Origin of the sequence: Pseudarthrobacter sp. C1 (assembly GCF_034720455.1) — a bacterium.
Lineage (GTDB): Bacteria > Actinomycetota > Actinomycetes > Actinomycetales > Micrococcaceae > Arthrobacter.
Genome location: NZ_JAYESK010000006.1, coordinates 72,120 through 90,147, shown reverse-complemented (window position 1 = coordinate 90,147; position 18,028 = coordinate 72,120). Strand labels below are relative to the sequence as shown.

At 67.5% G+C, this 18,028-nt stretch carries 17 protein-coding genes; 7 read left to right on the top strand and 10 right to left on the bottom strand.

What is annotated here, in order from left to right; genetic code table 11:
* Positions 1-10 precede the first annotated feature (10 nt).
* A complete protein-coding gene (locus tag U7114_RS11940; protein WP_157240708.1) occupies positions 11-349 on the bottom strand; it encodes a hypothetical protein in 339 nt (112 codons plus the stop codon).
* 154 nt (positions 350-503) lie between these two features.
* Between U7114_RS11940 and U7114_RS11935 the strand changes: the two genes are divergently transcribed.
* Positions 504-1,448 carry a hypothetical protein gene (locus tag U7114_RS11935; protein WP_323057474.1) on the top strand — a complete coding sequence of 315 codons (945 nt, stop codon included), beginning with the start codon at positions 504-506 and terminating at the stop codon, positions 1,446-1,448.
* 84 nt (positions 1,449-1,532) lie between these two features.
* On the opposite strand, the gene U7114_RS11930 is transcribed toward U7114_RS11935, so the two are convergent.
* From U7114_RS11930 to hisC, 3 genes are all read right to left on the bottom strand, one after another.
* On the bottom strand, positions 1,533-2,171 hold the full coding sequence (locus U7114_RS11930) for an NADPH-dependent F420 reductase (RefSeq protein ID WP_323057473.1): 639 nt from the start codon (positions 2,169-2,171) through the stop codon (positions 1,533-1,535).
* Positions 2,172-2,241: 70 nt separating this feature from the next.
* Positions 2,242-2,925: a YitT family protein gene (locus U7114_RS11925; protein WP_416235552.1), complete on the bottom strand. Its 684-nt coding sequence runs from the start codon at positions 2,923-2,925 to the stop codon at positions 2,242-2,244.
* On the bottom strand, positions 2,922-4,016 hold the full coding sequence (gene hisC, locus U7114_RS11920; protein ID WP_323057472.1) for a histidinol-phosphate transaminase: 1,095 nt from the start codon (positions 4,014-4,016) through the stop codon (positions 2,922-2,924). Before hisC ends, U7114_RS11925 begins: the two co-directional genes overlap by 4 nt.
* Before the next feature lie 92 nt (positions 4,017-4,108).
* Between hisC and U7114_RS11915 the strand changes: the two genes are divergently transcribed.
* Complete coding sequence (locus U7114_RS11915; RefSeq protein WP_323057471.1) at positions 4,109-4,612, top strand: Lrp/AsnC family transcriptional regulator; 504 nt, start codon at positions 4,109-4,111, stop codon at positions 4,610-4,612.
* A 208-nt stretch (positions 4,613-4,820) separates the two neighbouring features.
* A complete protein-coding gene (locus tag U7114_RS11910; RefSeq protein ID WP_323057470.1) occupies positions 4,821-6,818 on the top strand; it encodes a rhamnogalacturonan lyase in 1,998 nt (665 codons plus the stop codon).
* Positions 6,819-6,901: 83 nt separating this feature from the next.
* Here the strand turns inward: U7114_RS11910 and U7114_RS11905 are convergent, their stop codons facing one another.
* The 3 genes from U7114_RS11905 to U7114_RS11895 form a co-directional block, all read right to left on the bottom strand.
* Positions 6,902-7,843, bottom strand: coding sequence for an SRPBCC family protein (locus U7114_RS11905; RefSeq protein ID WP_323057469.1), 942 nt, complete (start codon positions 7,841-7,843; stop codon positions 6,902-6,904).
* 179 nt (positions 7,844-8,022) lie between these two features.
* Entirely contained in the window at positions 8,023-8,685 is a 663-nt protein-coding gene (locus U7114_RS11900; protein WP_323057468.1) for an SRPBCC family protein, read from the bottom strand.
* 201 nt (positions 8,686-8,886) lie between these two features.
* Complete coding sequence (locus tag U7114_RS11895) at positions 8,887-11,553, bottom strand: Tat pathway signal sequence domain protein (protein ID WP_323057467.1); 2,667 nt, start codon at positions 11,551-11,553, stop codon at positions 8,887-8,889.
* A 249-nt stretch (positions 11,554-11,802) separates the two neighbouring features.
* Between U7114_RS11895 and U7114_RS11890 the strand changes: the two genes are divergently transcribed.
* Positions 11,803-12,414, top strand: a complete 612-nt coding sequence (locus tag U7114_RS11890) for an NADPH-dependent FMN reductase (RefSeq protein WP_157240725.1) — start codon at positions 11,803-11,805, stop codon at positions 12,412-12,414.
* A gap of 71 nt (positions 12,415-12,485) precedes the next feature.
* Here U7114_RS11890 and U7114_RS11885 read toward each other — a convergent pair whose 3' ends face one another.
* Complete coding sequence (locus U7114_RS11885) at positions 12,486-12,962, bottom strand: sensor histidine kinase (protein WP_157240727.1); 477 nt, start codon at positions 12,960-12,962, stop codon at positions 12,486-12,488.
* Between the two features lie 214 nt (positions 12,963-13,176).
* On the opposite strand from U7114_RS11885, the gene U7114_RS11880 reads away from it, so the two are divergent.
* On the top strand, positions 13,177-13,932 hold the full coding sequence (locus tag U7114_RS11880; protein WP_323057466.1) for a ZIP family zinc transporter: 756 nt from the start codon (positions 13,177-13,179) through the stop codon (positions 13,930-13,932).
* Positions 13,933-13,978: 46 nt separating this feature from the next.
* On the opposite strand, the gene U7114_RS11875 is transcribed toward U7114_RS11880, so the two are convergent.
* Positions 13,979-14,698 carry an ABC transporter ATP-binding protein gene (locus tag U7114_RS11875; protein ID WP_323057465.1) on the bottom strand — a complete coding sequence of 240 codons (720 nt, stop codon included), beginning with the start codon at positions 14,696-14,698 and terminating at the stop codon, positions 13,979-13,981.
* Positions 14,699-14,710: 12 nt separating this feature from the next.
* Complete coding sequence (locus tag U7114_RS11870) at positions 14,711-15,817, bottom strand: FtsX-like permease family protein (protein ID WP_323057464.1); 1,107 nt, start codon at positions 15,815-15,817, stop codon at positions 14,711-14,713.
* Between the two features lie 183 nt (positions 15,818-16,000).
* Here U7114_RS11870 and U7114_RS11865 point away from each other — a divergent pair, with 183 nt between their 5' ends.
* Both U7114_RS11865 and U7114_RS11860 read left to right on the top strand, forming a co-directional pair.
* On the top strand, positions 16,001-17,344 hold the full coding sequence (locus U7114_RS11865; RefSeq protein WP_157240731.1) for a sensor histidine kinase: 1,344 nt from the start codon (positions 16,001-16,003) through the stop codon (positions 17,342-17,344).
* Positions 17,337-17,996, top strand: a complete 660-nt coding sequence (locus tag U7114_RS11860; protein WP_323057463.1) for a response regulator transcription factor — start codon at positions 17,337-17,339, stop codon at positions 17,994-17,996. Before U7114_RS11865 ends, U7114_RS11860 begins: the two co-directional genes overlap by 8 nt.
* Positions 17,997-18,028 lie beyond the last annotated feature (32 nt).

Below are 18,028 nucleotides of genomic sequence, written 5' to 3'. Positions count from 1 at the left end.
CGGCCGGGAATCAGCTGCAGAACTGGCTGTAGGTGGCGCCGGCTTCCTCGTAGCCGGACTGGAGCTCGCCAAGCTTTGCCTCGTCCGGCGTTTCCTTGGCCTGCTCATCCGTGTACGCGAGGATGGATGCAAGGGCACCCTTGAGGTCGTCCGAGGCGACGGCGTGGATCGGACGGATCTGGTTGGCCAGGCGGTTCATGCCGGTCTTGCCGGCGTTGTTGGCCGGGTTCGACACAACGGACTGGATCCGCTCGCAGGTTTCCGCGGTGGTGAGCTGGTTCGAGGCGGTGCAGGCCGTTGCGGAGACAACGAGGCCGGCGGCGATCAGGGCTGTGGCGAGTTTCTTCATCGGTCCCTCAGTAGTTGATTGAGGTTTCGATTGTAAGCAGAACGGGGGCCCCGATGTCTTGGCGGGTTCCCTGCAGGTGCCTAGACTGGCAACACCATCGTGCGGAGCTGCCGCAGATCGGCCCCGCGCAAGAGCCCAAAACCAAGGAAGCATCATGCGCCGAACCGTACAACGCCGTGCCGCCGTCGGAGTTTTTGCATTGGTAGCCCTGATCGTTCCCGCCGCAGTACCGGCAACTGCCTCACCGCCCTCCGGGGACGGCGTAATTGTGTTGGAGGGGGCGACAGGCACCGAAGGCATAGCAGCCGGTGAGGGCACCACCTTCTATGCCGGTGACCGCCTCAACGGAGACATCTACCGCGGCGACATCCGCGACGACACTGCCGGACTGTTTATCGACGCGCCGGACGGCAGGGCGGCAATCGGCATGAAGGCGGACGTCACGCACGACCTCCTCTTTGTTGCCGGCGGCGGTACCGGTGACGCCTACGTTTACAGCACGGACACAGGCGACACGGTCGGCGTGGTCCACCTGGCTGCCGGGCAGGACGCGTTCATCAACGACGTCACCCTGACCAAGGACGGCGCATGGTTCACCAACTCGTTCGCGGCGGAGCTGTACTTCCTGCCGGTGGACAAGGACGGCGGGCTGGGGGAGGTGGAAACGGTCACCTTGACGGGACCTGCGGCGGACCCTTGGACCGGCTTCGGACCCAACGGCATCGCCGCCGTCAACGGCGGCAAGACCCTGATCCTGGCGCACTCGGCATTTGGGGCGCTGTTCACCGTGGACCCTGACGGCGTGGATTCAGGGACCGCCGCTACAGCCCGGATTGGGGGCTTTGATGTGCCCAACGTGGACGGCATCCTGGTCCAAGGCCGCCAGCTGTGGGCAGTCCAGAACCAGAAGAACCGGATCAGCAGGATCAAGCTCGCCAGTGACCTTTCGTCCGGGGTTGTAGGGGACGTCATCACCAGCCCCGCCTTCAACGTCCCCACCACGATTGCCAAGTTCGGCAACACCCTCGCAGCCGTGAACGCGAAGTTCGGCCAGCCCGCAACCGAGTTCGAGGTAGTCCTCGTCCCCGCGCGGGACTAGCTTCCCGACTGGCTGGCAGTTAGCGTCGCCAAAACACGATTTCGCGACGTTTGCTGCCAGCCAGTTTGCGGGTCTTGCGTGCCGTCAGGGGGTCCGGGTCGCCTTGCCCAGGTTTTCCTTCAGCTCGGCGGCGTCCTGCCGGACAACGTACGCGGGGCGGTCCCGCTCCACGCGCCAGCTGTCCTCCAGGAGGCCGATGTTCACGGTATCGAAGCCGAACTCGTCATAAAGGCGGGTGACCAGTTCGGCGGCCTCCGGATGGTCGCTGGCCGTTGCCAGGGCGCGCCGGTCCCCGGCTGCGGAAGGCTTCCCGTCCGTGGTGATCTCGGCGGCCATAATGTGGTTGAAGCCCTTGGCCACCTTCGAGTCGCGCAGGTGTTCCTGGAGCAGCCCGGACGTGGTGGCCTCGCCGTTGTCCAGGGCCGGGATGCGTCCGTCCCGTTCCCAGTAGTAGTTGTTGGCGTCGATCACGATCTTGCCGGCCAGCGGTTCAGCCGGGACGTCCCTGTAGTTCTTCAGCGGAACGGCGACGACGGCGAAATCGCCGGCCGCCGCCTCCGCAGGCGTTGCGGCCCGGGCGTTCGGGCCGAGTTCCGCCACCAGTCCGGCCAGCGTTTCAGGGCCGCGGGAGTTGCTGATGACTACGTCGTAGCCCAGCTCCACCGCCTTCCGGGCAATCTGGCTTCCAATAAGTCCTGCACCGATGATTCCGATTGTTGTCATGTCCCGGGCAACAGCGGCTTGCGCGAAGATATTTCAGGGCTGGTCCGGGAATAAATCGGCGGACCGGCGGTCACTTTCCCAGGTAGCGTCCCGGGCGGTGGTTCAGGGCGAGGATGAAGTTCAGGAGGACGGCTCCGGCGGCGGAGAGCAGCACCATCAGGGGAGCCACCACGGCCAGCGCGGCCAGGACGATTGCCACGTCCAGCACCATTTGGACGTACCCGGCGCGCCACTTCAGCTTCTCCTGCAGCAGCAGGGCCAGGATGCTGAAGCCGCCCAGGCTGGACTGGTGCCGGAACAGGATCAGCAGGCCGACGCCGGCGAGCAGATTGCCGCCCAGCACCCCGTACACCGGGTCGATGTGCAGGGCACCGAGGGCCCGCGGGTGCAGGCCGGACATGGCCGAGACCAGCCCAATGGCGGCCCCGGTCCGGAGGGCAAAGTTCCAGCCCTTCTTCCAGACCGCCAGGGCAAAGAACGGCGCGTTCACCGCCATGAAGATGACGCCGAAAGAAGCCGGGAGGGAGTAGCTGAGCAGCAGGGCCAGGCCCGCCGTGCCGCCCGTGACGGCCTCGCTGGACTTGAGCAGGAACAGTCCCAGCGAGGCGGCGAAGGCACCCGTGAGGATGCCCAGGACATCTTCGACGGCGGAATGGCGGACGGCCGACGGCGGCACGGGGCTGGGTGCCGCCGTCCCCGCGTCCGGTGTGGTTGGGGCGGTGGTGGTTTCGGGTGTCGCGGTTGGCGTGCTCACTGGACGGCAAACCGCCCGCGGTCCGCGAGCACGGCGAGCACCCGGTTGTTCGTTTCCCTGTCCGCCAAGGTGACCCGGACGCCGTCGCCCGCGTATCCCCGCGCAAGGATGTCGGCGTCGGAAAGCGCTGCAAGGATCTGTTCCCGCAGCCCGTCAGATGCCCGCAGCCAGTAGAAATTGGCCTGGCTGTCCGGGACAGTCCAGCCGGACTGGCGCAAGGAGGAAACAACCCGGGTGCGCTCCTCCGCCACCGCATCGGTCCTTTCCCGGATCTCAACCTGCGCCTCCAGCGACGCCACCGCGGCGGCCTGCGCCATGCGGTTGACGCCGAATGGAATGGCGGTGCGCCGCAGCCCCTCAGCCACGGCCGGGCGGGCGATGGCGTAGCCAATCCGCAGCCCGGCCAGTCCGTAGGCTTTCGAGAAGGTCCGCAGGACACACAGGTTCGGGTGCCGGCGGTAGAGTTCCAGGGAATCCAAGCCGGGGCCCCGTTGGAATTCGATGTAGGCCTCGTCCAGCACCACCAGGACGTGCGGCGGCACGGCTCCGAGGAATTCCTCCAGCGCGTCCGCCGGGATGGACACGCCGGTGGGGTTGTTGGGGGAACAGAGGATGACCAGACGCGTCCGCGCGGTGACGGCAGCGGCCATGGCGGGAAGGTCGTGGTGCTCGTCGTCGCGGAGTGGGACGGGGACAGGCACGGCGCCGGCCACCGTCACCAGGATGGGGTAGGCCTCAAAGGAACGCCACGCGAAAACCACCTCGTCGCCGTGGCCACATAGCGCGGAAATGATCTGCTGCAGCACCCCGGAACTTCCCGGCCCGGCAGCAACCTCATCCGCGGACACGGAGAGGTGGCGCGCGATCGCGTCACGGACGTCCACGGCGCCCATGCTGGGGTACCGGTGGATCCTGCCCGCCTCGGCAGAGATCACCTCGACGACCGAGGGCAGGGGATCGAAGTGGCTCTCGTTCGAAGCGAGGGCGGCAGTCAGGGCCGTTTCTGCACTCCTCCCGGCAACGTACGCGGGGAGGTTTGCGACGGCGGAACGCACCTCTGGTGCCGGTGCCTGGGGAAGGATGGTGGCCATGAAGGCATCGTGGGGCAGCGCGGGGCATTTGCGCAACACAGGCTAACCAGGCAGGACAGAAACGGGCGCTGAAGGAGGGGCAATATGACAAAATGCTCACCATGCACCTCATCGATGCCTTGGACGCCGAAATCCTCCTGGCCATGGACGCAGACCCGCAGGCGACGGTCCTGTCCCTGTCGCGGACGTTGGGCGTGGCCCGCAACACCGTGCACGCGCGGCTCCGGCGCCTGGTCAACGACGGCAGCCTGGCCCCGTTCAGCCAGCGCGTCCGCACCGGCGCCCTCGGGCTGCCGCTGATCGCCTTCATCTCGATCTCCATCAGCCAGTCCGCCAGCGATGAGGCCATGGCGGCACTGCGCACCATCCCGGAAATCATCGAGATGCACGCCACCACCGGCGATGCCGACCTGCTCGCGAAAGTTGCCGCGAAGGACCCGGCCGACCTCCATAGGGTCACCCGCAGCATGCTGGCGATTGCCGGCGTCGTACGCACAAGCACGGCCATGTCCCTGGTGGAGGTCATGCCCGCCAGGACGCTGCCGCTCCTGCAGGCGGCAGCGGGCCGGCCGCGCGGCGAGGCCGGCGCGAACTGAACTCAACGGAACAATATCTCCCATTTGCTCCCGTCGAGGCCTTGACCGGGCTTGTAAAGCGCTGATAGAAGTTAAGGGCAGAAAACGCTTTCTACCAGCTCACAAACCTCGCCCTCCCTTCGTGAATGGTGGATTTTGGCCTGCAATGAAACGTTCCAAACTGTCGTGCGGCAGACTCAGCTGCCGCCGCATCAAAGGAGATGTACTTTTGGCTTATCCCTCGAAACGTTCCCCTTCAACCCGTGCGGGCCGCGCCTGGAAAGCGGCCCCCCAAGCCGCGGCGGCATCGCTCACGGCCGCCGCCCTGGCGCTCACCGGCGTGCCGCTGGCGCAGGCCAACCCCAATACCGCACCCGGTCAGTCCGGCAAGACTGAACTGAAGCGCCAGGTGGAGAACCTGGACCGGGCGCCCGTCGCCGTGCTCACGGACCAGGGCGTCACGCTGGGCTGGCGCATGCTTGGCCTGGACCAGGACAGTGTGGGCTTCCATGTGATCCGCGACGGCGTCCAGCTCACCGACGAGCCCATCCGCAACACCACCACCTATGTTGATCCGGCCGGCACGGCGGCTTCCAGGTACGTCATCATGACGGTGGGCAACGGCAGCGGGCAGGACAAGCTCAGCGCCGAAGTCACGCCGCTGGCCGAAAACTACCTGGCCATCAAGCTGGACAAGCCCGCCGACGGCGTCAGCAAGGACGGCAAGCCGTACACCTACTCCGCCAATGACTCGAGTGTGGCGGACCTGGACGGCGACGGCACCTACGAAATCATCCAGCTCTGGAACCCGTCCAACGCCCAGGACAACTCCAAGTCCGGCTTCACCGGGAATGTGTACGTGGACGCCTACAAGATGGACGGCACCAGGATGTGGCGCATCGACCTGGGACGCAACATCCGTGCCGGCGCCCACTACACCCAGATGCTGGCCTACGACTTCGACGGCGACGGCAAAGGCGAAGTGGCCTTCAAGACTGCGGACGGCACCACGGACGCGGCCGGAACCGTGATCGGGGACCCCGCAGCGGACCACCGGAACAGCGCCGGCTATGTCCTGTCCGGGCCGGAATTCCTCACCGTGTTCAACGGCGCCACCGGCACCATCATGGACACCGTTGCCTACGATCCGCCGCGCGGCAGCGTCTCCGCCTGGGGCGACGGCTACGGCAACCGCGTGGACCGCTTCCTGGCCGGCGTCGCCTACCTCGACGGCGAAAAGCCGTCCCTGATGTTCAGCCGCGGCTACTACACGCGCACGGTCCTGGTCACCTACGACCTCGTGGACGGCAAGCTGGTCAAGCGCTGGACCTTCGACTCGGACATTGCCGGAGCCCAGTACGGGGGCCAGGGTAACCACAACCTCTCCGTGGCTGACGTGGACCAGGATGGCAAGGACGAATTCGTCTTCGGCTCCATGACCATTGACGACGACGGCACGCCCCTTTACAACTCCAGACTGGGCCATGGCGACGCCATCCACACGGGGGACCTTGACCCCTCGCGGCCGGGGTTGGAAACGTTCGCCGTGCACGAGAGCATGTCAGCCAGCGGTAACCGCGGCGCCACCTTCCGCGACGCGGGCACCGGTGAAGTGCTCTGGAGCATTCCCGCCGTCAAGGACACCGGCCGCGGCGCCACCGGCGACATCGACCCCCGGTTCCCCGGCTCGGAAAGCTGGGCCGTTGGCGGCGATGCGTCCTGGAACTCGCCGCGCGGCCAGCTCATGTCAGCGAAGGGCGAACTGATCGCCGAGAAGATCCCGGCAGCCAACTTCATGGCCTGGTGGGACGGGGACCTCCTCCGCGAGATCGTGGACCACGACTTCGACGCCACTGCCGGCATGGGCGTGCCCACCATTTCGAAGTGGAACTGGGAGGCCGGGTCCAGCGACAGGCTGCTCACGGCCACCGGCGCCCGGACCAACAACCACACGAAGGGCAACCCGTCGCTCCAGGCGGACCTCCTGGGTGACTGGCGCGAGGAACTGGCCTTCCCGTCGTCGGACAGCACTGAGCTGCGGATCTACACCACCACCTCGCCCACCGGGGTCCGGCTCCGCACCCTGATGCACGATCCGATGTACCGGACCGGGGTGGCCCGCGAGACGGTCGGCTACAACCAGCCGCCGCACCCGAGCTTCTTCATCGGCGAGGGTATGGAGGCTCCGGCAGCGCCCGCCGTGATGTACGCGGGCACGGAGAAGTAGTACCCGGCACCGGCAGGGCAAAACGCCGCCCGCCTCCGGAAGGAGGCGGGCGGCGCTCACTGTTGCGCTGCGGCTACACCGTGTTAGTGCTGGCCGAGGTTGCCGCCAACGGGCGGCAGGCCGCCGTCGGGCCGGCGCTCATCCCCGCGCCGTTCGCCCGCGCTCAGGTTCTCGCCCTCAACCGTCTCGTCCGACTCCCCGGTGGTGTCCACGAGGCCGTTGGTCTGGTCGAAGGCGTGGCCGATCCTGTCATCGCCCAGGTCGGCGACCGAACCGGTGGAGCCTGCGGCCGCCGTCGTGCCCGAAACCGTGCCGGCAGCGGTTGGCGCCTCCGTGGTTGTTGTGTCCGTTGGAATCGGCGTGACCGTGACAGGCTCCCCGGAGTCCACCGGGGTGACCGTTACGTCCGCACCCTCGGCCGTGTCCTTCTTTGAACCGGCCATTGCGGCTGCTGCGCCCGCTGCCGCTGCGACGCCCACGCCCGCGGCCACCTTGCCGGACACTCCGGCCTTGCCGGAATCGCCCAGCGATCCCGCGGCGTCTTCCACGCCGGGCGTGCCGACTGGCGCCCCGGAGCTCACACGGCCGCGCCAGGCTCCGCTGGCGTAGCCCTCATCCTCGATGAATTCCTTGAACCGCTTGAGGTCCGCCTCGGCCTGGCGGTCCACAACGTTGAGCTTGTCGCCCACCTTTTCGATGATTCCTTCGGGCTCATATTCGAGCGTCAGCTGCAGGGAGGTCTGGCCGCCGCCGACGTCCTCGAACTCGACTGCCCCGGCGTTCGTGGCACCGTCGGTAGCTGCCCAGGCCACCTTGCGGTCCGGGACCTGCTCCAGGATCCTGGCTTCCCACTGCCGGCGGATGCCGGCGATCTCGGCCACCCACTCGAGCCGGTCGTCACTGAGCTGCTTCACGCTCTTGACGCCGCCCATGAAGTGCGGGAACTCCTCGAACTGGGTCCACTGGTTGTAAGCAGTGCTTACCGGTACGTTCACCAGAATGCGTTTTTCCACCTTCGTGCTCATAACGTCTCCTTCGCTGTGTCACCGGAAGCTGACAAGTCGGTAAAAATCATCAGCATGCTTACCAACATACCTTTTGGGTGGCCCGGTTTCCAGAGCAACTCCCCCAACTAGGTAGCGCTAAGTGTCGTTTTGAGGCTCCAAAACGACACTTGGCGCTACTTAGTTGGGAAGGGACGGGTTCAGTGCTGGCCCATGCTCCCATCGATCGGCGGGAGGTTACCCCCGCTGCGGCGGGTCCGGCGTTCAGCGGAACTGTGGCTTTCACCCTCGGCCGTCTCATCCGACTCGCCCTCGAGGTCCACCAGGCCGCCGGTCTGGTCGAACGGGTGGGCGAAGCGGTTGTAGGGCGGCTGCTCGGCCGCCGCCTTGGCGTCGGCCTGCGTGGTCGTTCCGGCCGGCGCGGTGGTTCCGGTCTGGGCGGCACGGCCCCGGTGTTCGATGTATGCCTTGAAATCCTTCAGGTCGTGTTCCGCCTGGCGGCCCACCACATGCAGCAGGCTGCCCACCCTTTCCACTACCCCGGCCGGCTTGTACTCCAGGGTCAGCGTGAGCTCGGTCCGGTTATTGCCGGCGTCTCTGAAATCGACGGCGCCGGAGTTGGTGACGCCTTCAGTCGCGGCCCAGGCCACCCGCCGGCCGGGAAGTTGCTCAAGGATCTTGGCTTCCCAGTGCCGCCGTACCCCGCCGATGTGGGCCACCCACTTGAGTCGGTCATTGCCGAGGCGGGTCACGCTGTCCACGCCACCCATGAAGCGGGGAAACTCCTCGAACTGGGTCCACTGGTTGTAGGCGGTGCTGACCGGTACATCGACCACAATCCGTTTCTCCACTTTCGTGCTCATCACGTCTCCTTCGACTGAACCGAATTCCATGAAGTAACTGAGGTCATCAGTAGCTATAAGTCTGCTCCGCCTGCAGGCTCCCCACCACCCCTCCCAGACCCCCAACTAGGTAGCGCCAAGTGTCGTTTTGGAGCTTCAAAACGACACTTGGCGCTACCTAGTTGGGATGGGTGGTGGGGCGGTTGTGCGTGGGGGCGGGGGTCAGCCGGGGAGGTGCCTGCCGATCAGCGAAAGGTTCTGGATCACCGCCAGGCCGAACTGGGAGGCGTCGTTGGTGGAGACTGTGGGTGCCTCGTCCACGGGCACAAGCACGTGCGGCGGCTCGATCTTCCGAAGCGTGAACGCCGACCCATGGTTGAGGTGTTCGCCTCCTTCGGCAAAGCTCGCCCAGGCCCGCGCAGCGAGTTCGGGGTCGTCCAGCCGGGCTGCAGCATAGGCGGTCAGCCGACTGTGCGCCTGGGTAAGGTAGATGCCCTCAAGCGGCTGGCCCACGGCTTCCACCTGTTCCTCCTTCGTGGCCAGGAAGAGCCGGCAGTACTGCAGCCACGCCCGCTCGAAGTCCGGATCGGGGACCAGGTCCACCAGTTCGCTGCAGATCTCCACCAGGCCGAACACGGCACTGAGGTGGGAGACCTGGATCAGCTCGCGGCCGGTGTCGAACCGGCCCCTGTCCAGGTCATACAGCGCCTCGCCGGTGAGGAAGCCGTACTTGAGGGCGCCGATGTCCGCCATGGTGCCCAGGAGGCGGTCCCGGGAACGGGGGTTGCCCGTGCGTTCCCAGTCCGTAAGCCAGGTGGCGGCGAGCGAGCCCCAGTCCGTGCCGAGCCCCACCCCCAGGGCGCCGCGGTCCGGCCGGTAGCTGTCGGCGTCGGGCCGGACCTTGCGCACGGGATCCAGGCCCAGGAAGTTCCGGTCGCTGTCCACCAGTTCGGTGAGCAGGTCCCCGGTGCGTTCGTCCGCGGTCAGGTAGTAGTAGAAGCGGCGGTAGGCAGGCGTGCTGATGCGGAGCTGCTTGGCGCTGCAGCCCCAGTGCTGGACGTTGTGCCGGGAGCCGAGGCCGCGCCACTGCCCCAGGTGGTAGACGTCCACCTCCCCGGTGTGCCGGGTCATGGCCTCGGCGAACCGGAAAATGTCCGCCCGGCCGGAGCGCAGGTAGGAGTACCAGAGCCAGAGGTCGGGGGAGAGCTCGGAGTTGTCCCACGCGTAGCCGCCCACGTCATACCGCCATACGTGCCGGTCAAAGTCGTAGGTGTGCATCACATCGCCGTAGTTCCAGAACCCGTACCAGCGGCGCTGCTCCACCTGGCCGGCGTAGAAATCGAAGAGGAAGTCCAGGTGGGCCTCAAGCTCCGCGCGGGCAGGAGTGCTGCGGTCCACCGGAGCCCAGTCGCCGAAGACGCCCGCGGAGTGCAAGTACTCCGGAGTGGCCTGGAGCAGGGCCGGGGTGGAGGCGGCCAGGGCATCGGCCGCCAGGCTGTCCGTTGACGGCGTGCCCTCGTACGCAAACAGGGTCAACTCATGCGTCCGGGCAATTCCCGTGGGATTGCCGAATCCCGGCTCGTAGTCCTCGTACGTGATTTCGAGCCCCTCGAGCTGTTCCTCGAAGGTGTCCTGGCCCAGGCCGTCGTGGTAAAAGCGCAGGTCCATCGGCCGGGCCTCGGGGGAGTACAGCCACGCGGTCAGCGTGGCTTCATCAGTGGTGGCGTTCCGGATGTCCAGCTGGCCGGGGTGCGACTGCCAGAAGTCCTTGATGCCCACACCGAAACCGCCCCGGGAGTCGCTCAGCGAGCAGAAACCGGCCGACCTTGTTCCGCCGGCGATGTCCACCCAGGCGTGGCCGGTCGCAGTGCGCTTGCGCAGCTCGAAGCCGTCGGCGCTGAGCTGGCTGAGCGTAAAGTCGTTCCACGCCGGGATCAAATGCAGCCGGTCCGACACCTCCGGGTTCCATGTCGCGGGCGGCGGGGTGGGCCTGCCCTCCACCTGCGCCCGGCGGACGTCCTCGCCGGGGTCCCGCCGCAGGCCGGTCAGGCCGCGGACCCCTTCGGTGAGGAAGCCGCCGTCGGCCCCTGCCATCCGGACGTGGCGGTCATGGAGTCCGGACTCCAGCGGCACGCTGAACCGGACGCCAAGCCCGGCGAGGAAATCCCGCTCCGCGTCGCCGTCCCAGATAAAGGAGTGGACCATCCGGACGCTGCGGGCGTTGGCATGGAAGTAGAACCGGACCACGAACGGGAGCCACTCCCGGCGGCTGCTTCCGGGAGCGTCAGGCCGGTGGTGCCCCTCCAGCCGCACCACGGCGCGGACGGGTCCGCTTTGTTCAAGCGTGACTTCGGTGACCTCGCCGGTGAAGGCTTCCCGGCTGAAGGTGCCGGCACCCTCGGATATGGCGTCCTGCACGAGGCTGACCAGGCGGGCGTCCCGTGCCACGTCGGCGCCGTTGCGGGTGAGGCTGCTGAACAGGGTGGAGCCGCTGCGGTTGAGCACCATCCGGAGAGTGCCGGTGTCCACAGTGAGGGTGTCAGCGGTTTCCGTGACGGTGACGTTGGCGCCGCTAGCGACGTTGGTGACGTCCGACGGCGGGAGGTTGCCTTCGCGGGGTGCGCCGCCGCCGTCGGACCTTACGAGGTAAGCCGCCGACGGCGAGTCCGTGGCGGGAAGCGCGATGCCGGCCCACTTGAGGGAACCGTCCGGCCAGGTGGCCAGGGGCCAGGACTGGGCGGCGACCGGATCCCCACTGGCGTCCGTGACCGAAAGGGCCGCTGCGGCGGGGACGGAGCCGCGGGCAAACGGCATTCCCCAGGTGGTTCCGCCGCTGAGCTGTGCAGGCGCCTCGCCGTCGAGCCATCTGATGGGGGTGCTGTCCGTCATGTCATCCAATTCGTCGTGTGATGGTGCCGTGGGAAACCGTTTTCTGATTCGTTTCAAAAATAGCTCCGGAGCAGGCGGACCGCAAGGGGCACCCACCAGTCGAAAGGGCGTGCTTCCCGCTCTGGAAGCTCCCGGACTTCTGTGCTGGACTGGTGGGGCAGTGGGCATCACGCGCCGTCCAGCCGCGGCGGCACCTTTTCCAAAAAAACATGGACGGCCGGCGCTGACCGGCCCTTGGAAGGAACACTCATGGCACCGTTCAAAATCGGATATTTCGTGGGGAGCCTCGCCACCGGCTCCATCAACCGGGTCCTCTCCCAGGCTTTGATCAAACTGGCTCCGGAGGAGCTGGAGTTCACCGAGATTCCCATCAGGGACCTACCCCTGTACAGCTACGACTACGACGCCGACTTTCCGCCCGAAGGCCGCGCCCTCAAGGAGGCCATCGAAGCCTCGGACGGAATCCTTTTTGTGTCCCCCGAATACAACCGTTCCATCCCCGGGGCCCTCAAGAACGCCATCGACTGGGGCTCCCGGCCCTGGGGGACCAACTCATTCGCGCGCAAGCCCACCGGCATCATTGGAGCGTCCGTGGGCAGCATCGGCACTGCGGTGATGCAGTCCTCGTTCCGCAGCGTCCTCAGCTTCCTGGACGCCCCGCAGCTGAACGCCCCGGAAGCCTACATCCACTACAGCGCTGCCGTGTTCGGTGAGGGCGGCGAGGTCAAGGACGAGGGGACCGCCAAGTTCCTGCGCCACTACATGGAGGAGTACAGCGCCTTCGTTGCCCGCGTCCTGGCCGCGAACGCGCCCGGCCACATCGGCGACCTTGAACTGGATGAGGAGAAGCTCACCAGGTAGGCGGCCCCGAGCCAGTGACGCGCCAATGATTACGGATGCCCGCTGTCCCAGTACGGCGGGCATCCGAGTCTTTAATCGAGCGGCAGCGTCACCGTGACGCTGGTGCCGTGCCCCGGACTGGAGCGGATATCCAACGAGCCGCCCGCTTCGTGCACGGCCACCGCCATGAGCCGCAGTCCGTAGCCGTGGTGCCGCCCGCAGGTGGCGAGCTCGCTGTCAAAGCCCGTGCCGTCGTCGGACACCACCAGGCGGATCCCGTGGTCCACGGCGGCGAGCTGGACGGTCAGGCGGGACGCGTCCGAGTATTTATAGGCGTTGCTCAGGGCCTCGCGGGCCGACTGGTAGAGGAGGGACGCGCAGTCCGCCGGAATCTCGATGCCCCAGTGCGGAGTATCCCAGCGGACCGCGGTCCCGTGCTGGCGGAGGGGGCCGGTGAGCCGGTCAATGCAGCCGGCAAGCCCCAGTGTGCGGAAGTCCACCGGATGCTGATCCGTGAGGACGCCTCCTACGGCAATGACGTCGCCGTCAAAAGCTGTTTGGTCTCCCATGGCTTCCTGCTCTCCCCACAAGCTGGTTGATGCTATGGCTCCAGCGTGGACCCCAAACGTCAACGGGCAGCAAGGTTTAACTCAAGATCCCATCAATTCTTGGTGCCGCGGCCGGTTCCACTACTCTGGCTGTCTCAGCGAGCACGGCTTCCGGACCCGGAACCGGCTTCACTGGGTCGGACGGCTCCCGCGGGGGGAGCGGGAAGTGGTGCACATGCCGCTGTGGTTGCAGGCTTTGTTATGGGGCACGGCCGCCGGAGGGGCGCTGGTCCTGGGGGCGGCGTTGTCCTGGCGCTGGAACCTGCCGGCCAAGCTGGTCTCCTCCGTCATGTCCTTCGGGGCAGGCGTGCTCATCTCGGCCCTGGCCTTCGAACTGGTGGACGAGGCCGTGCAGGGTGGCGGGCTGTGGCCCACGGTGGCCGGCTTCCTGGCAGGCTCCGTGGTGTATGTCGCAGCCAACATGACGCTGTCCCGGGCCGGAGCCAAGCACCGGAAACGCTCCGGGAACCAGCAGCCGTCCGAGGCGGAAAATCCCGGCAGCGGCACCGCCATTGCCTTCGGTGCCCTCCTGGACGGCGTCCCGGAATCCGTGGTCCTGGGCGTGGGCATGCTGGCAGGCGGAGCCGTCAGCCCGGCCATGATGGCCGCCGTCTTCATCTCCAACGTCCCCGAGGGCCTCTCCGGAAGTGCCGGCATGAAGAAGGCCGGACGCAGTGCCCGCTATGTCTTCGGACTGTGGGGCGGCATCGCCGTGCTGTGCGGGGTGGCCTCGCTTATTGGCTACGTCGCGCTGGAAAACGCTCCCGGCGCAGTGGTGGCGTTCATCACCGCGGTGGCCGCCGGCGGCATCCTGGCCATGCTGGCGGACACCATGATCCCGGAGGCCTTCGAGGAGCACCACAACCTCACCGGATTAACAGCCTCCCTGGGGTTCCTCGCCGCCTTCACGATCCACCACCTCGGAGAATAGGGCGACGGCGGGACGCGGCTGCCGGGGTACGCGCCCCTGCATGTTCTCAGGCGCCCGTCAGGACCGGGGCCGTGAGGACGCCGTCCCGCATGGTGGCCACAACGTCGGTCAGCGGCACGAATTCGGTGTCGTGGGTGACCATCACCGTGGCCACGTTGAATTCCGAGGTGACCTCGCGCAGGAGCCGGATGATCGATGTGCTGCGTTCGTGGTCCAGGGCTGCCGTCGGCTCGTCCACCAGCAGGACTTGCGGGTTCCCCATCAGTGCCCGGGCGATGTTCACCCGCTGGCGCTGGCCGCCGGAAAGCTGGTGCGGCAATTTGCCGGCGCTCGCGGACAGTCCGACCACGTCCAGGAGTTCGGCGGCTTTCCTGCCGGCCGCTTTGGCGGGCCTTCCCCGCAAATGGTCGCTGATGATGAGCTGTTCGGCGGCCGTCAGGGAGGGGAGCAGGTTGGGCTGCTGGAAGATGATGCCCACCTTGCCGCGCCGCAGGGCGGTAAGGTCCCTGTCCCTGAGCCCGGCGGTATCGGTGCCGTCGATGGTCACCTGTCCCCGGGTGGGCCGGACCAGGGTGGCGGCGGTGGCCAGCAGGCTTGATTTGCCGGACCCCGACGGCCCCACCAGGGAGACCAGCTGCCCCGCCTGCACGGTGAGGCTGACCCGGTCCAGGGCCGTTGTTGTTCCGCCGCCGTCCGGGTATTCGAGGGTGACGTCGGCCAGGCTCAGGGGAGCGGGCCCGGAGGCAGGAAACTGCATGGTGTTCATGGTTTGTCCTTTCTAGTTCCCGCCGAGGGCGAGGAGGGGATCGATGGTGGTGACGCGCCGCACCGCGAGGGCCGCGCCGGCGAGTCCCAGGGCAATAATTCCGACGACGGGCACCAGCGTGGTGGCTGCCGTGAGCAGGAACGGGGCAGCCTGGGCGGCAAGGAGCCCGGCGGCAACACCCAGGATTCCGCCGGCGCCCGCCCCCGCCACCAGGACAAGTGCGGCCTGGGTGATGGCGTCCCGAAGGATGTAGGAGCCGGGGGCGCCCATGGCCTTCAGGACGGCAATGTCCCGGGTCCGCTGGATGGTCCATACCGTCAGGAACGCCACGATCACCAGGGACGAGATGCCGTACAGGAAAGCCTGCATCAGGGTCAGGGAGCCGTTCTCGCTCTTGAACGAGCCCAGCGCCTGGAACGAGCCGGTCCGTGAGGCGCTCACTGTGTTGGCCGCGGCGTTGGCTGCGGCTTCATCGGGGGCGGCGCCGTCCGCATGGGTGACGGCGACGACGGTGGCCTGCTGCCCGCCGTCGGACACGTGTGCCAGCGCGGTCCACGCTGGAAGCGCCGTCCACACAACACTCGTGTGGGCGTACCACTGGTCCTCGACGACGGCGCTGACGGAAAGTTCCACGCCGCCGATGTCCAGCGCGTCGCCCTGCCTGAGGGACAGCGCCTCCGCCACCGAAGCGCCCACCACCGCAGTGCCGGCTGACACGTCGGACGGCGCCAGCCCGCTTCCGGGAGCGACACCAAAGACGGCCACATTGGCCGTGCCCGAGCCGGCGGCAGCACCCTGGGCGCGGGTTTGGGTGATGCCCAGCGGTTCGGCGGAGCCAACACCCGGCTGGTGCTTCCAGGTGTCCACCTGGGCGGCGGTGACTGAGCTGTCGGTGTAGGAGGCCGTGGGAACACTGGAACCGGGTGCGCCGAACACCACCGTGTCCACCGGCGAACCGGCAGCAGCACCCAGCTTGCCAATCGCGGAAGTGGACTGCTCGGCCAGCCCGGCAGTCAGGCCGGACAGCATGACCAGCAGCAGGGTGATCAGGGCCACCACGCCGCCCATCATGGCGAACCGGCCCTTGGCGAAACGGATGTCGCGGAGTGCGAGGAACACGTTGTTCTTCTCTCGGTAGGGAGTTGCAGGGAGGGATCTGTGGAAGGAGGTCCCAATCCACTGTCCCGCGCGGCGGCTCCCGGGCAATCGTGCAGCCAGTTGAGCCGCGGAGGAGGAATGGTGGAACCGGGCGTCAACCTTTTGATTGACGCGTCGCCGGCCAGCCCGGCATAAGCTGGTGAAATGCCCGCCGCGCCGCCACTGCCCCCTGTCAGCGCACCCGGGGAGGGTGTGCCGCGGGACCCGCTGAGCGCCGTCGAATCGGCGTCATCCGAAGCGATCCTGCGGGTGCTGAGGGTGGCGCTGCACACCGGGTTCGCAACCTTGCTGGTGGTGGGCGTGGTCCGGCTGCTTGCACCGGGATCCGCGGGATCCTTCCCGCTTCTGTGGGCCGGAGTTGCCCTTCTCCTGGCCGGCGTTTACCTCACCGGGACTGTCCTGGAACACCGCTTTGCCGCAGGCCGGACCACCTTCGACCCCCGGCGTCACGGCATCCAGTGGCTGGCCGCGGTGACGGCACTGTGGGCCCTCCTGCTGATGGGAAGCGCCGAGTTCGCCTGGCTGGCTTTCCCGCTGTTTTTCCTGCACGTCCACCTGCTGCCCCGGCCCGCCGCGCTGCTGACCATTGCGCTGATGACAGCGGCGGTCATTGCCTCCCAGTGGTCCGCCAGCGGTGAGCCGGTTCCGCACGTGGCAGCCGTCGTCGGGCCGCTGTTTGGCGCCGTCTTCGCCGTCATCACCGGCCTTGCCTACGTCGCCCTCTACCGTGAAGCCGAGAACCAGCGGCGGGCCGCGGACGAGCTGCGCCGGACCCGGCAGGAACTGGCAGCATCCCAGCACGAGGCCGGGGTGCTGGCGGAGCGGGAGCGGCTGGCCCGGGAGATCCATGACACGCTGGCGCAGGGCCTTTCCAGCATCGTCCTGCTTGCCCGCGCGGCGGAAAAGTCGCTGGCTGACGGGGACCGGGGCACTGCCGCATCCCGGGTGGCCCTCATGCAGCAGACGGCTGCCGACAACCTGGCCGAAGCGCGCAGCTTTGTCCGCGGCCTGTCCTCGCCGCAACTGCACGAAACAACACTGGTGGAGGCCCTGCGCCGGCTTTGCGAGAACACTGAATCGGGTGCCGCCGCCCGCGGGATGCCTCTCCGCTGCCGGCTGGAAGTGGACGGCGACCCCGTCGAACTGCCGCAGCCGTACCGGGTCACCCTGCTCCGTGCCGCCCAGGCCAGCCTCGCCAACGTCCGCGACCACGCCCGCGCCAGCACCGCCGTCGTCACCCTCACCTTCCTGGGCACTGAGGTGACCATGGACATTTACGACGACGGCATCGGCTTTGACCCGTCCCTTGCTGTCCGTGCAGCGCACGACGGCGGTGCGGACGGCAGCGGCTTCGGCCTGCGCTCGCTGCAGCAACGGGTTAATTCACTCCACGGGTCGCTGGAACTGGAGGCGGCGCCGGGGGAAGGGGCGGTGGTGGCCATCCGGCTGCCGCTCGATGACACCTCCGTGGGAGGCGCCGATGAGTAGCGTGCGGGTCCTGCTGGTCGATGACCATCCGGTGGTCCGGGCCGGCCTGAGGGCCATGCTCACAGAGTTTGAGGGCATCTCCGTCGCTGCGGAAGCGGCCGACGGCACGGCTGCGCTGAAGGAACTGGCGCGGCTCACGGTCCTGGGCGAAGGAGTGGACCTTGTCCTCATGGACCTGCAGATGGGGGCCGGCATGGACGGGGTAGCGGCCACCGCCGAAATCCGGAGGCTGGCGGTGCCGCCGCCCGTCCTGATCCTCACCACCTACGACACGGACGCGGACATCCTGGCCGCCGTGGAGGCAGGGGCCAGCGGTTACATGCTCAAGGACGCGCCGCCGGAACAGATCCGGCAGGCCGTGTTCGCGGCCGCAGCGGGGGAAACCGTCCTTGCACCGCGGGCGGCGGCCCTGCTCATGAAGCGGATCACCAACCCGGCCACCTCCCTCACCCCGCGCGAAGTCCAGCTGCTGGAGCTGTTGGCCACCGGGCTTTCCAACCGCGCCATTGCCAAACAGGTCTTCATCTCGGAGGCGACGGTCAAGACGCACCTGGTCCACATCTACGGGAAACTCGGCGTGGACAACCGGACGGCGGCCATCGCGGCTGCCACCCGGCGCCGGATCATCCGCCCGGCGGGGCAGGGCACGTAACCGCCCGCGGAGCCGAGGGGTCCACCGCCCCC

Coding starts and splice junctions, on each gene's coding strand:
- U7114_RS11900 (WP_323057468.1), bottom strand. CDS start 8,685: ATGAGCACGAAAGTGGAGAAACGGATTGTGGTCGATGTACCGGTCAGC.
- U7114_RS11875 (WP_323057465.1), bottom strand. CDS start 14,698: ATGAACACCATGCAGTTTCCTGCCTCCGGGCCCGCTCCCCTGAGCCTG.
- U7114_RS11940 (WP_157240708.1), bottom strand. CDS start 349: ATGAAGAAACTCGCCACAGCCCTGATCGCCGCCGGCCTCGTTGTCTCC.
- U7114_RS11895 (WP_323057467.1), bottom strand. CDS start 11,553: ATGACGGACAGCACCCCCATCAGATGGCTCGACGGCGAGGCGCCTGCA.
- U7114_RS11880 (WP_323057466.1), top strand. CDS start 13,177: ATGCCGCTGTGGTTGCAGGCTTTGTTATGGGGCACGGCCGCCGGAGGG.
- U7114_RS11905 (WP_323057469.1), bottom strand. CDS start 7,843: ATGAGCACGAAGGTGGAAAAACGCATTCTGGTGAACGTACCGGTAAGC.
- U7114_RS11930 (WP_323057473.1), bottom strand. CDS start 2,171: ATGACAACAATCGGAATCATCGGTGCAGGACTTATTGGAAGCCAGATT.
- U7114_RS11860 (WP_323057463.1), top strand. CDS start 17,337: ATGAGTAGCGTGCGGGTCCTGCTGGTCGATGACCATCCGGTGGTCCGG.
- U7114_RS11935 (WP_323057474.1), top strand. CDS start 504: ATGCGCCGAACCGTACAACGCCGTGCCGCCGTCGGAGTTTTTGCATTG.
- U7114_RS11885 (WP_157240727.1), bottom strand. CDS start 12,962: ATGGGAGACCAAACAGCTTTTGACGGCGACGTCATTGCCGTAGGAGGC.
- hisC (WP_323057472.1), bottom strand. CDS start 4,016: ATGGCCACCATCCTTCCCCAGGCACCGGCACCAGAGGTGCGTTCCGCC.
- U7114_RS11865 (WP_157240731.1), top strand. CDS start 16,001: ATGCCCGCCGCGCCGCCACTGCCCCCTGTCAGCGCACCCGGGGAGGGT.
- U7114_RS11890 (WP_157240725.1), top strand. CDS start 11,803: ATGGCACCGTTCAAAATCGGATATTTCGTGGGGAGCCTCGCCACCGGC.
- U7114_RS11915 (WP_323057471.1), top strand. CDS start 4,109: ATGCTCACCATGCACCTCATCGATGCCTTGGACGCCGAAATCCTCCTG.